The organism is Enterobacter cloacae complex sp. 382A5 (assembly GCF_050031095.1).
GTDB classification, from domain to species: Bacteria; Pseudomonadota; Gammaproteobacteria; order Enterobacterales; family Enterobacteriaceae; genus Enterobacter; species Enterobacter cloacae.
Genome location: NZ_JBLGVK010000001.1, coordinates 345042 through 357450, shown reverse-complemented (window position 1 = coordinate 357450; position 12409 = coordinate 345042). Strand labels below are relative to the sequence as shown.

The following is a 12409-nucleotide window of genomic DNA, read 5'->3' as shown; positions in this document are numbered from 1 at the left end:
CTTACGCCGCCCTATCGGGATGACAGACATCGGCGGCAAAGACGTAGCCCAGCCCGCGGATCGTTTTGATTAATGCGGGCTGGTGCGGATTGGCTTCGATTTTCCGGCGCAGGCGCATGATCAACACGTCGATGGTGCGGTCAAACACATCGGCACTTTCGCTGTGGGTCAGCTCAAGCAGCTGCTCGCGGCTCAGTACCCGGCGGGCGTTCTGGGTAAGCGCCAGCAGCAGGCCGTATTCACCCTGGGTCAACGGTACGGGGTTACGCTGCGGATCGATCAGTTCGCAGCGGGTGGTATCCAGCGTCCAGCCATTAAAAGCAATGCCCGCGACTCGTGGCGCGGACGTGTCAGCCGCCAGCGCTCCGGTACGCCTGAGCACGGCTTTAACCCGGGCGACCACCACACGCGGATTAAACGGTTTGCCAATGTAATCGTCGGCCCCCATCTCCAGCCCTACCACCACGTCAGACTCACTGCCCAGCCCGGTAAGCATCACTACCGGCAGTTCCGGGCGTTGCTTTTGCAACTGCAGCAGGACCTGCAGGCCGTTGATATCCGGCAGCATCATGTCCAGCAGGACCAGGGCAATTCCCGGTTCCTGATGAACCCGGTTCAGTGCGTCCTGTCCGTTATGGCAGACGAGCACCGTAAAGACGTGCTCGCTGAGCACATCCTGCAGCAGCTCGCACACTGCCGTATCGTCATCAACCACCAGAATCGCCGGTTTCATCGCATGCTTCCGTCAGGGGATTATGTTAAGTCTGAACTATTCTGCCGTCGGCTCCAGCCAAATGGATTTTTACGTGACGGAATTACAACCCATGTCACATCCGCTGCCTTTTCGACACGTCAATTTTGACGATTGCCTGCTTTTCGTCAGGGTTTTGCCAGGAGAACGCCCGTAAAGTCGAGTGATACCCACACTGAAAACATGGCATAAAAGCTGCATTATGGCTGCGAAATGATTAACTGGAGCAGACTGATGAAAAAAGTCGTCACGGTTTGCCCTTATTGTGCCTCAGGTTGCAAGATCCACCTGGTGGTCGATAACGGCAAAATCGTCCGGGCGGAGGCCGCACAGGGGAAAACCAACCAGGGCACGCTGTGCCTGAAAGGGTACTACGGCTGGGATTTTATTAACGATACCCAAATCCTCACCCCGCGCCTGAAAACCCCCATGATCCGCCGTGAACGCGGTGGCAAACTGGAAGCCGTCTCGTGGAACGAGGCGCTGGACTACGTCGCCACCCGCCTGAGCGCCATTAAGGCTAAATATGGCCCGGATGCGATCCAGACCACCGGGTCATCACGCGGGACGGGTAACGAAACCAACTATGTAATGCAAAAATTCGCGCGCGCCGTTATTGGAACCAATAACGTCGACTGCTGCGCTCGCGTCTGACACGGCCCATCGGTTGCAGGTCTGCACCAGTCGGTCGGAAACGGCGCAATGAGTAATGCAATTAACGAGATAGACAACACCGATCTCGTCTTTATCTTCGGCTATAACCCGGCGGATTCTCACCCGATTGTCGCGAACCACGTTATTCGCGCCAAACAGAACGGGGCGAAAATCATCGTCTGCGATCCGCGCAAAATCGAAACGGCACGTATTGCAGATATGCACATCGCGTTGAAAAACGGCTCGAACATCGCGCTGTTGAACGCCATGGGGCACGTCATTATTGAGGAGAACCTCTACGACCAGGCGTTTGTCGCCACCCGTACGGAAGATTTTGAAGAGTATCGGAAAATTGTCGAAGGCTATACGCCAGAATCTGTCGAAGCGATCACCGGCGTCAGCGCGCAGGAGATCCGTCAGGCAGCAAGGATGTACGCCGGAGCGAAAACCGCCGCCATTCTGTGGGGCATGGGCGTGACCCAGTTCTATCAGGGCGTGGAAACCGTGCGTTCCCTGACCAGCCTCGCCATGCTGACCGGCAACCTTGGCAAGGCACACGTCGGGGTGAACCCGGTACGCGGTCAGAACAACGTGCAGGGTGCCTGCGATATGGGTGCGCTGCCGGACACCTATCCGGGCTATCAGTACGTGAAGTTCCCGGAAAACCGCGCGAAGTTTGCCAAAGCGTGGGGCGTGGAAAGTTTGCCGGAGCACACCGGGTATCGCATCAGCGAGCTGCCGCACCGGGCGGCACATGGTGAAGTGCGGGCGGCTTACATCATGGGCGAAGATCCTCTCCAGACCGACGCCGAGCTCTCTGCGGTGCGTAAAGGGTTTGAGGATCTGGAGCTGGTGATTGTTCAGGACATCTTTATGACCAAAACCGCGGCAGCGGCGGATGTGATTTTACCTTCAACGTCCTGGGGCGAGCATGAAGGGGTTTACACGGCGGCAGACCGTGGCTTCCAGCGCTTCTTTAAAGCGGTGGAGCCGAAGTGGGATCTGAAAACCGACTGGCAAATCATCAGCGAAATTGCCACCCGCATGGGTTATCCGATGCACTACAACAACACTCAGGAGATCTGGGACGAGTTGCGGCATCTGTGTCCGGACTTCAACGGTGCAACCTATGAAAAAATGGGTGAACTGGGGTATATCCAGTGGCCGTGCCGGGATGAGTCTGAGGCCGACCAGGGCACGTCGTATCTCTTTAAAGAGAAATTCGACACCCCAAATGGGCTGGCACAGTTCTTCACCTGCGACTGGGTTGCCCCCATTGATAAACTCACCGATGAGTATCCAATGGTGCTTTCCACCGTACGTGAAGTGGGCCACTACTCCTGTCGTTCGATGACCGGCAACTGCGCGGCGCTGGCAGCGCTGGCGGACGAACCTGGTTATGCGCAGATCAACACCGCCGACGCTGAACGTCTTGGCATTGAAGACGAAGCGCTGGTATGGGTGAACTCGCGTAAAGGCAGGATCATTACCCGTGCGCAGGTCAGCGATCGTCCCAACAAAGGGGCGGTGTACATGACCTACCAGTGGTGGATTGGCGCCTGTAACGAACTGGTGACGGAGAACTTAAGCCCGATAACCAAAACGCCGGAGTATAAGTACTGCGCCGTACGCGTGGAGCCGATTGCGGATCAGCACGCTGCGGAACAGTATGTGATCGACGAATATAACAAGCTGAAAGCCCGCTTGCGCGAAAGTGCGATGGGATAATGATATTATTTAATTGATGAATAAAGGGAGTGAAATATTCACTCCCTTTTTATTTCTGCTTAACTCATTAAAAATATCAATTATTAATCTGGAAAACTGCTCGCAGAAATAATGTAAATTGCACGAAAAAGAATTACATCTTTGCATTTTGATTCAAATGGATAAGATGCGCAGCGGGTGCTTAAGACTTTCTGTCTTGAGCATTGTTGAGGGACAGAAAGTGGAAAGCCCCGGGAAATATTAATTTACCCGAGGCTACCCCCAACAACCTACAGGTTGAGAGTAGCCTCTTATTCTTTTTTTGACAAGGAGTAAAAGGCATGACGCCATTAAAAACTGCGTTAGGCATTGTCTTTATTATCTGCCTGACGATAGTGATCTTTACCTTTATTACTCGCGGAAAGTTATGCGAACTGACAATAAAGAGTGAACATCAGGAGGTGGCGGCGAAATTAGCCTGCGTTGCAGGCTAACCTCTGCGGGCGGAACGACAGTTCCGCCCGGCTTGCAGGATGCTGAGGTCTTAACGCACCCGTTTTTTTATTCTATGGCCGCGATTATACTGCGCGGCGTGTACCCAGATGATAAGAATCCATGAAACCATTTTTACTGTTGTTATTAATTTTTACGTCGTTCGTCCATGCCGATGAGATTGGCAGCCAGTACAAAGCACAGGCGGAGGCGGGCGATGCACGCGCTCAGTATTATCTCGCCGACACCTGGTTCAGCTCCGGCGACAGCAAGCAGGCGGCAATGTGGGCAGAGAAAGCGGCAAAAGGGGGCGACATCGATGCCATGGCCCTGTTGTCTCAGATCCACTTTACTCAGGGCGATTACGCTCAGGCTAAAGCGCTGGCACAGCAGGCCACGATTGCGGGCAGCAAGCGTGGCGCCATTATGCTGGCACGCGTTCTGGTGAATACCCAGGGTGGCAAAACAGACTACCCGCAGGCCATCAAACTGCTGCAGACGGCCACTGAAGATATCGACAACGACTCTGCGGTAGATGCGCAAATGCTGCTGGGTCTGATTTATGCCAACGGTGTAGAAGTGGCCCAGGACGACGCTCTGGCGGCATCATGGTTTAAGCGCAGCTCGTCTCTGTCACGCACCGGCTATGCCGAATACTGGGCAGGGATGCTGTTCCAGCAGGGCGAGAAAGGCTTTATCACGCCCAATAAACAGAAGGCGCTCTACTGGTTGAACCTGAGCTGTACGGAAGGGTTTGATACGGGATGTGAAGAGTTTGATGCGTTGAGTGGAGAATAACGTGCCGGGTGGCGGCTTCGCCTTACCCGGCCTACAAAACCCGTAGGCCCGGTAAGCGCAGCGCCACCGGGCTTAGGATGTTACTGGTCAGCCGTCTTATCAAAACGACCCAGCACCTCGCGTTCATACGCCAGCGCTTTTTTACGGTCGAACTTGTGTTCCCACTTGGCGATAACCAGCACCGCCAGCGCGTTTCCAACCACGTTCAGCGCCGTACGCGCCATATCGAGGATACGGTCAACACCGGCGATAAACGCCAGGCCTTCCAGCGGAATACCGACACTGCCAAGCGTCGCCAGCAGCACCACGAAGGAGACACCCGGCACGCCCGCGATCCCTTTTGAGGTCACCATCAGCGTCAGCACCAGCACAATTTCCTGCCACAGCGACAGATCAATGCCGTACAGCTGGGCAATAAAGATGGCTGCGATGCTCTGGTACAGCGTCGAGCCGTCCAGGTTAAAGGAGTAGCCGGTTGGCACCACGAAGCTGGTGATAGAAGCCGGGGCACCATAGGCCTCCATCTTCTCAATAATACGCGGCAGCACGCTTTCAGAGCTGGCCGTGGAGTACGCCAGAATCAGCTCATCTTTCAGAATGCGGATCAGGATCCAGATACTCAGCCCACACAGGCGCGCCACAATGCCCAGTACCACCAGCGCGAAGAACAGGATGGCGAAATGCACCAGAATTACCAGCTTCGCCAGCGGCCACAGGGAGGCAAAACCGAAGTTCGCCACGGTTACCGCGATAAGCGCAAACACCCCAACCGGCGCGTAACGCATCACCATGTGGGTCACTTTAAACATGGTTTCAGAGATGGAGCGGAACACGGTGACCAGCGGTTCACGGTGCGTGGCAGGCAGAGAGGAAAGACCCAGACCAAAAAGCACCGAGAAGAAGATGATTGGCAGCATCTCGCCCTTCGCCATCGACGCCACAATGTTAGTCGGCACCAGCGACAGGATGGTACCCATCAGGCCGTGTGCATGGCTCTGCACTTCAGCGGTCGTACTTTGGTATTTCGAAATATCCACCGTCGCAAGTTGCGACATATCGATCCCGGAACCTGGCTGGAAGACATTCGCCAGGGTAATGCCAAGGATGATGGCAATCGTCGTGATCACTTCGAAATAGAGAATGGTTTTTGCACCGATGCGGCCCAGCTGTTTTGCATCACCGACTCCGGCAATACCGACCACCAGCGTCGAGATGACAATCGGCACCACGATCATTTTGATCAAATGAATAAAGATATCGCCCGCCGGGGAGAGCAAGTTCGCAATCAGCCACTCGCGGCTGTCGCTGTGATAATGGAGATAGCTACCCAGCAGGATACCCAGCACAAGGGCCAGCAGGATTTGCCAGGCCAGGCTGACTTTAACGTTTTTCATAGAAACTGACTTCCTCAATGAAGCGCCCTATTCATGCAGACTGCATGAATATGGAGACATACTGAAAGGGTATGAATTGTGTTGCGTTGGTTTATGGGATTTTTTAACGCGGCGTATGAGTATCATCTGCGCGGTGTGTTGCGCAAGCCTTAAAGAACAACGCATTTCACTACGAAAAGCCGTTATGACGCGAGTTTACGATAATTCTTATAAATAACCATTTGTTATAAAAACGATTTTTTATGCGCAAATGTGAATAATCCGTCCGGTAAATTATTTTTCTTCAAAGTTTCATTCGCTCATTTTTCATACGCTTCAAACAATGCGTGATCTGCCGCCCAAATAATAAACAAAGCTTGTAAAGCCCCTACTATTAACGTTTTTGCGACATATTATTAACATCTTACAAGGAGAAAAAAAGCCATGAGCCAAATACACAAACACGACATTCCCGCTAACATTGCGGACCGTTGCCTGATCAACCCGGAGCAGTACCACGAGAAGTATCAGCAATCTGTCTCTGATCCTGACGCTTTCTGGGGCGAGCAGGGCCATATTCTTGACTGGATCAAACCTTACCAGAAGGTGAAGAACACCTCCTTTGCGCCGGGTAACGTTTCTATTAAATGGTATGAAGACGGCACGCTAAACCTTGCGGCGAACTGCCTCGATCGCCACCTTGCCGAACGCGGTAACGAAACGGCCATTATCTGGGAAGGCGACGACGCCTCTCAGAGCAAACATATCTCTTATAAAGAGCTGCACCGCGACGTGTGCCGCTTCGCTAACGTGCTGCTGGACCAGGGCATTAAAAAAGGCGATGTGGTCGCCATCTATATGCCGATGGTGCCGGAAGCGGCGGTGGCGATGCTGGCCAGCGCGCGCATCGGCGCGATCCATTCCGTTATCTTTGGCGGGTTCTCGCCGGAAGCGGTTGCCGGGCGTATTGTCGACTCGAGTTCGAAACTGGTGATCACCGCCGATGAAGGCGTGCGCGCCGGGCGCGGTATTCCTCTGAAGAAAAATGTCGACGAAGCGCTGAAAAACCCGAACGTCAAAACCGTCAGTAACGTTATCGTCCTTAAGCGTACCGGTGGCAAGATCGACTGGAATGAAGGACGTGACCTGTGGTGGAGCGACCTGATTGAAAAAGCGAGCGACCAGCATCAACCGCAAGAGATGAACGCGGAAGATCCGCTGTTTATCCTCTATACCTCCGGCTCCACCGGCAAACCGAAAGGCGTACTGCATACCACCGGTGGCTATCTGGTCTATGCGGCCACCACCTTTAAATACGTTTTCGACTACCATCCGGGCGATATCTACTGGTGCACTGCCGACGTGGGCTGGGTCACCGGTCACAGCTATCTGCTGTACGGCCCGCTGGCCTGCGGTGCAACAACGCTGATGTTTGAAGGTGTACCAAACTGGCCAACCCCGGCGCGGATGTGCCAGGTGGTCGATAAGCACCAGGTCAACATTCTGTACACCGCGCCAACGGCGATCCGTGCGCTGATGGCGGAAGGGGATAAAGCGATAGAAGGCACTGACCGCTCTTCCCTGCGCATCCTCGGCTCCGTCGGCGAGCCTATCAACCCGGAAGCCTGGGAGTGGTACTGGAAGAAGATCGGCAACGAAAAATGCCCGGTAATGGACACCTGGTGGCAGACCGAAACCGGTGGGTTCATGATCACCCCAATGCCGGGTGCGACCCGCTTAAAAGCCGGTTCAGCGACCCAACCGTTCTTCGGCGTCCAGCCTGCGCTGGTGGATAACGAAGGCAATCCGCTGGATGGTGCCACCGAAGGCAACCTGGTGATCGTCGATTCCTGGCCGGGCCAGGCACGTACGCTCTTTGGCGACCACGAACGCTTCGAGCAGACCTACTTCTCAACCTTTAAAAACATGTACTTCAGCGGTGACGGCGCGCGTCGCGACGAGGATGGCTATTACTGGATCACCGGGCGTGTGGACGATGTGCTGAACGTCTCCGGCCACCGTCTGGGCACCGCGGAGATTGAATCCGCGCTGGTATCGCATCCGAAGATTGCCGAAGCCGCCGTTGTGGGGATCCCGCACAACATTAAAGGCCAGGCGATTTACGCCTACGTGACGCTGAACCACGGTGAAGAGCCATCGCCAGAACTGTATGCCGACGTGCGCAACTGGGTCCGCAAAGAGATTGGCCCGCTTGCCACGCCGGATGTACTGCACTGGACTGACTCGCTGCCGAAAACTCGTTCCGGCAAAATTATGCGCCGAATCTTGCGCAAAATCGCGGCAGGGGACACCAGCAACCTTGGTGATACCTCAACGCTCGCCGATCCGGGCGTGGTGGAAAAACTGCTCGAAGAGAAGCAGTCCATCGCAATGCCTTCATAATCTTTTCTCCCTCTCCCTGTGGGAGAGGGCCGGGGTGAGGGCATCAGACCGCACCTTCCTCCCCTCACCCTAACCCTCTCCCCATAGGGGAGAGGGGATAAAACAAACCTTACTTCTGGAGAACTCTGTGATGAATAACGATATTTGTCAGCAGATAGAGAACAGTGCGCACTACAGGGAGCTCGTTGATAAACGGCAACGGTTTGCCTTCTTACTTTCCATCATCATGCTGATTATCTACGTCGGCTTTATTCTGCTTATCGCCTTTGCCCCGCACTGGCTGGGTACGCCGCTGCATGAGGGCACCAGCGTCACACGGGGCATCCCGATTGGCATTGGCGTGATTGTGATTTCGTTTGTGCTGACCGGCGTCTACGTCTGGCGCGCGAACGGCGAATTCGATCGTCTTAATAAAGCGGTACTGCGTGAGGTAAAAGCATCATGAAGAGAGTCCTGACGGCGCTTGCCGCCACACTTCCCTTTGCGGCACACGCCGCAGATGCCATTACCGGCGAGGTTCAGCGCCAGCCAACCAACTGGCAGGCGATTATCATGTTCCTGATTTTCGTGGTGCTGACGCTGTATATCACCTGGTGGGCGTCGAAACGCGTCCGTTCCCGTAATGATTACTACACTGCGGGCGGTAATATTACCGGTTTCCAGAACGGGCTGGCGATTGCGGGCGACTTTATGTCTGCCGCGTCTTTCCTTGGGATCTCCGCGCTGGTTTACACCTCCGGCTACGATGGTCTGATCTACTCTCTCGGCTTCCTGGTGGGCTGGCCGATCATTCTGTTCCTGATCGCCGAACGCTTGCGCAACCTGGGGCGTTTCACCTTTGCTGACGTGGCTTCGTATCGCCTGAAGCAGGGTCCGATTCGTATTCTCTCCGCCTGCGGTTCGCTGGTGGTGGTGGCGCTGTATCTGATCGCCCAGATGGTTGGCGCAGGCAAACTGATCGAACTTCTGTTCGGCCTGAACTACCACGTCGCGGTGGTGCTGGTGGGTGTGCTGATGGTGATGTACGTCCTGTTTGGCGGCATGCTGGCAACCACCTGGGTGCAAATTATCAAAGCGGTTCTGCTGCTGTTCGGTGCGAGCTTCATGGCCTTTATGGTGATGAAACACGTCGGCTTTAGCTTCAACAACCTGTTTACCGAAGCAATGGCTGTCCACCCGAAAGGGGAAGCGATCATGAGCCCGGGCGGGCTGGTGAAAGACCCGATATCCGCGCTTTCACTCGGTCTGGGTCTGATGTTTGGTACCGCAGGCTTGCCACATATCCTGATGCGTTTCTTCACCGTGAGCGATGCCCGCGAAGCGCGCAAGAGCGTCTTCTACGCCACCGGGTTTATGGGTTACTTCTACATACTGACCTTTATCATCGGTTTCGGCGCCATCATGCTGGTGGGAGCGAACCCGGCATTTAAAGACGCGGCGGGCGCGCTGATTGGCGGGAATAACATGGCGGCAGTGCATCTGGCGGATGCGGTAGGCGGCAATCTGTTCCTCGGCTTTATCTCAGCGGTGGCCTTTGCCACCATCCTTGCCGTGGTTGCCGGGCTTACGCTTGCCGGTGCATCTGCGGTGTCGCATGACCTGTACGCGAACGTGTTCCGCAAAGGCGCAACCGAGCGTGAAGAGCTCAAAGTCTCCAAAATCACCGTACTGATTCTGGGTGTGGTGGCGATCCTGCTGGGGATCCTCTTCGAGAAGCAAAACATTGCCTTCATGGTGGGGCTGGCCTTCTCAATTGCGGCGAGCTGTAACTTCCCTATCATCCTGCTCTCCATGTACTGGTCTAAACTGACCACCCGTGGCGCAATGGTAGGCGGCTGGCTGGGGCTGCTGACCGCGGTGATCCTGATGATCCTCGGCCCGACGATTTGGGTGCAGATCCTCGGTCACGAAAAGGCGCTCTTCCCGTATGAGTACCCGGCGCTGTTCTCAATCGCCGTGGCGTTTATCGGTATCTGGATCTTCTCTGCAACCGACAACTCGCCGGAGGGGAACCTGGAGCGTGAGAAATTCCGCGCCCAGTTTATTCGCTCGCAAACCGGCCTGGGCGTGGAACAAGGCCGCGCACACTGAGTCTTGATCCCCGGCCTTCGGGCCGGGGAGTTCAGAACATCACCCACGCCACCAGCGGCGCAATCAGCACCATCAACACGCCGGAAAGCATCATCACCAGGCTTGCTACAACCCCCTCCTGCTGACCCAACTCATAAGAGCGTGCCGTTCCCGCGCCGTGTGACGCCGCGCCAAATCCCGCCCCTTTTGCCAACCCTTCACGGATAGAAAGCCGCAGAAATAGCATGTCGCCTACCGCCATACCGAAGACACCGGTGACAACCACGAACAGCGCCACCAGATCCGGCTGTCCGCCGAGCGGTTTAGCGGCTGCCAGCGCAAATGGCGTCGTTACCGAGCGCACGGCCAGGCTACGCTGAATTTCATCGGGCAGCGTAAACAGCCGCGCCAGCCAGACGGAGCTACAGACCGCCACCACCGTGGCGGTAATCACCCCCGCGCTGAGCGACATCCAGTGACGTTTAATGATATTCAGGTTGTCGTACACCGGCACCGCAAAGGCGATGGTGGCCGGCCCCAGTAGCCACAGCAACCAGTGGGATTCGCCAATGTAGTTTTGCCAGGAGATATGGCCAAAAACCAGCATCAGCACCAGCAGGATCGGCGTGAAGACCAGCGGCATCAGCGGCAGCGCGGGAAAGCGACGATACAGGCGCTTGTTGGCAAAGTAGATAACCAGCGTGGCAATCAGGCACAGCACGCTTATCTGGAAGTTAGTCATGTTTTTGCCTGCGGATCTCGAAGCGATAAACCTTGTCCACCACCCAGGCGGTGGCGCCCAGCACCATCAGCGTGCTCAGGGCGATGACCGCGAAGATCCGCCAGCCGTCCACCATCAGCAGTTGCGCATAGTTCACCACTGCCACCACGGCAGGAACAAAGAACAGCAACATCTCTGCCAGCAGCCAGCGCGCGCCGGCACGCACCCAGCTAAGGGGGATAACGCGGCAGAGAATGAGCGTCAGCATCAACACCATCCCCACCAGGTTGGCAGGCAGCGGCAGATGCAGCCAGCCGACAAGATATTCTGCAAAAACAAACAGTCCCGCGTAGAGCAGTACCTGAACCGGTACCTGGAGTCGTTGCACAACGGCAGGCGTAACACGGCTTAACGCCACGGCCATGGGGGTTTTCCTCAAAAATGAGACGAGGCGCCAGTATAGTGAGCGCACGGTATGGACTGAAATGAATTAAAATCATCGAAGGTATAGTTTCGAGGAATAATCATGGACATAAGAACGCTGCGCTATTTTGTCGAAGTGGTTCGCCAGCAGAGTTTTACCCGCGCAGCGGAGAAGTTATTTGTTACCCAGCCCACCATCAGCAAAATGCTGAAAAACCTCGAAGATGAACTCAACTGTACCCTGCTGATCCGCGACGGACGCAAGCTGTTGCTTACCGATACCGGGCGCGTGGTGTTTGAACGTGGCCTGGCGATCCTGGCCGAGTTTCGTCAGCTGGAAGCGGAGCTAGACGATATTAACCACCTGACCAAAGGGGTGCTGCGCCTTGGTATTCCGCCGATGGTCGGGATGATGATGGCCGGGCCGATTAGCCTGTTTCGCCAGCGTTACCCCGGCGTTGAACTCAAAATTTCGGAGTTTGGTGGATTAACCGTCCAGCAGGCCGTAACCAACGGCGAGCTGGACGTCGCCATGACAGCCCTCCCCGTTGAGGAAGAGAGCGGTCTGGCGACGCTTCCGCTCTTTAGCCATCCGCTGTGCGTGCTGGTTCCCCGCTCCGGCGACTGGTTGAAGCGAGACTCAGTGAAACCTGAACTGCTCGGCGAATACCCTCTGCTGATCTACAACGAAGATTTCGCCCTCAGCCGCCAGCTGATGACGCTGTTTAATCAACATAGCGTGAAGCCGCGCATTGCGGTGCGCAGCGGCCAGTGGGATTTCCTGGCAGCGATGGTGCAGGCAGGCGTGGGGATTGCCATTCTGCCGCAGCCGATTTGCGAGCGTCTGGATAAAAACACGCTGCGCTGGATCCCACTCGAAAGCGATTTGCACTGGCAGTTGGGGATGATCTGGCGAGAAGGGATATATTTGTCGCACAGCGCCCAGGCGTGGCTGCAATGTTGTGAGGGATTTTGGGTGCCCTCACCCTAACCCTCTCCCACAGGGAGAGGGAACCG

At 55.6% G+C, this 12409-nt stretch carries 11 protein-coding genes; 7 read left to right on the top strand and 4 right to left on the bottom strand.

The genetic code is table 11. From position 1 onward, the window contains the following. Window position 1: 1 nt before the first annotated feature. On the bottom strand, window positions 2-733 hold the full coding sequence (locus ACQG2G_RS01660; RefSeq protein WP_061772757.1) for a response regulator: 732 nt from the start codon (window positions 731-733) through the stop codon (window positions 2-4). A 252-nt stretch (window positions 734-985) separates the two neighbouring features. On the opposite strand from ACQG2G_RS01660, the gene fdhF reads away from it, so the two are divergent. From fdhF to ACQG2G_RS01645, 3 genes are all read left to right on the top strand, one after another. Continuing rightward, complete coding sequence (gene fdhF, locus ACQG2G_RS01655; protein ID WP_080453125.1) at window positions 986-3133, top strand: formate dehydrogenase subunit alpha; 2148 nt, start codon at window positions 986-988, stop codon at window positions 3131-3133. Between the two features lie 320 nt (window positions 3134-3453). Continuing rightward, window positions 3454-3606 (top strand): Hok/Gef family protein, encoded by a 153-nt coding sequence (locus ACQG2G_RS01650; protein ID WP_013095084.1) that lies wholly within the window; start codon window positions 3454-3456, stop codon window positions 3604-3606. A 121-nt stretch (window positions 3607-3727) separates the two neighbouring features. Then, a complete protein-coding gene (locus ACQG2G_RS01645; protein ID WP_029883707.1) occupies window positions 3728-4402 on the top strand; it encodes a tetratricopeptide repeat protein in 675 nt (224 codons plus the stop codon). A gap of 80 nt (window positions 4403-4482) precedes the next feature. On the opposite strand, the gene gltP is transcribed toward ACQG2G_RS01645, so the two are convergent. Beyond that, window positions 4483-5796, bottom strand: a complete 1314-nt coding sequence (gltP, locus tag ACQG2G_RS01640; RefSeq protein WP_013095082.1) for a glutamate/aspartate:proton symporter GltP — start codon at window positions 5794-5796, stop codon at window positions 4483-4485. 423 nt (window positions 5797-6219) lie between these two features. Here gltP and acs point away from each other — a divergent pair, with 423 nt between their 5' ends. From acs to actP, 3 genes are all read left to right on the top strand, one after another. Beyond that, the gene (gene acs / locus ACQG2G_RS01635; RefSeq protein ID WP_248079029.1) at window positions 6220-8178 is read left to right on the top strand and encodes an acetate--CoA ligase; all 1959 of its coding nucleotides are present in this window, start codon (window positions 6220-6222) and stop codon (window positions 8176-8178) included. A 130-nt stretch (window positions 8179-8308) separates the two neighbouring features. Then, window positions 8309-8623: a DUF485 domain-containing protein gene (locus tag ACQG2G_RS01630; RefSeq protein ID WP_013095080.1), complete on the top strand. Its 315-nt coding sequence runs from the start codon at window positions 8309-8311 to the stop codon at window positions 8621-8623. Beyond that, window positions 8620-10269 (top strand): cation/acetate symporter ActP, encoded by a 1650-nt coding sequence (gene actP, locus ACQG2G_RS01625; RefSeq protein ID WP_013095079.1) that lies wholly within the window; start codon window positions 8620-8622, stop codon window positions 10267-10269. Before ACQG2G_RS01630 ends, actP begins: the two co-directional genes overlap by 4 nt. Before the next feature lie 31 nt (window positions 10270-10300). On the opposite strand, the gene ACQG2G_RS01620 is transcribed toward actP, so the two are convergent. Then, window positions 10301-10990 (bottom strand): LrgB family protein, encoded by a 690-nt coding sequence (locus ACQG2G_RS01620; protein WP_061772110.1) that lies wholly within the window; start codon window positions 10988-10990, stop codon window positions 10301-10303. Next, window positions 10983-11393 (bottom strand): CidA/LrgA family protein, encoded by a 411-nt coding sequence (locus tag ACQG2G_RS01615; RefSeq protein ID WP_020686648.1) that lies wholly within the window; start codon window positions 11391-11393, stop codon window positions 10983-10985. Before ACQG2G_RS01615 ends, ACQG2G_RS01620 begins: the two co-directional genes overlap by 8 nt. A gap of 102 nt (window positions 11394-11495) precedes the next feature. Between ACQG2G_RS01615 and ACQG2G_RS01610 the strand changes: the two genes are divergently transcribed. Beyond that, window positions 11496-12383, top strand: coding sequence for a LysR family transcriptional regulator (locus ACQG2G_RS01610; RefSeq protein WP_013095076.1), 888 nt, complete (start codon window positions 11496-11498; stop codon window positions 12381-12383). Window positions 12384-12409 lie beyond the last annotated feature (26 nt).

Excerpts from the sequence above, each read along its gene's own strand:
- gltP (WP_013095082.1), bottom strand. The coding sequence starts at position 5,796 with ATGAAAAACGTTAAAGTCAGCCTGGCCTGGCAAATCCTGCTGGCCCTT.
- ACQG2G_RS01650 (WP_013095084.1), top strand. The coding sequence starts at position 3,454 with ATGACGCCATTAAAAACTGCGTTAGGCATTGTCTTTATTATCTGCCTG.
- acs (WP_248079029.1), top strand. The coding sequence starts at position 6,220 with ATGAGCCAAATACACAAACACGACATTCCCGCTAACATTGCGGACCGT.
- ACQG2G_RS01660 (WP_061772757.1), bottom strand. The coding sequence starts at position 733 with ATGAAACCGGCGATTCTGGTGGTTGATGACGATACGGCAGTGTGCGAG.
- ACQG2G_RS01620 (WP_061772110.1), bottom strand. The coding sequence starts at position 10,990 with ATGACTAACTTCCAGATAAGCGTGCTGTGCCTGATTGCCACGCTGGTT.
- ACQG2G_RS01610 (WP_013095076.1), top strand. The coding sequence starts at position 11,496 with ATGGACATAAGAACGCTGCGCTATTTTGTCGAAGTGGTTCGCCAGCAG.
- ACQG2G_RS01645 (WP_029883707.1), top strand. The coding sequence starts at position 3,728 with ATGAAACCATTTTTACTGTTGTTATTAATTTTTACGTCGTTCGTCCAT.
- ACQG2G_RS01630 (WP_013095080.1), top strand. The coding sequence starts at position 8,309 with ATGAATAACGATATTTGTCAGCAGATAGAGAACAGTGCGCACTACAGG.
- actP (WP_013095079.1), top strand. The coding sequence starts at position 8,620 with ATGAAGAGAGTCCTGACGGCGCTTGCCGCCACACTTCCCTTTGCGGCA.
- ACQG2G_RS01615 (WP_020686648.1), bottom strand. The coding sequence starts at position 11,393 with ATGGCCGTGGCGTTAAGCCGTGTTACGCCTGCCGTTGTGCAACGACTC.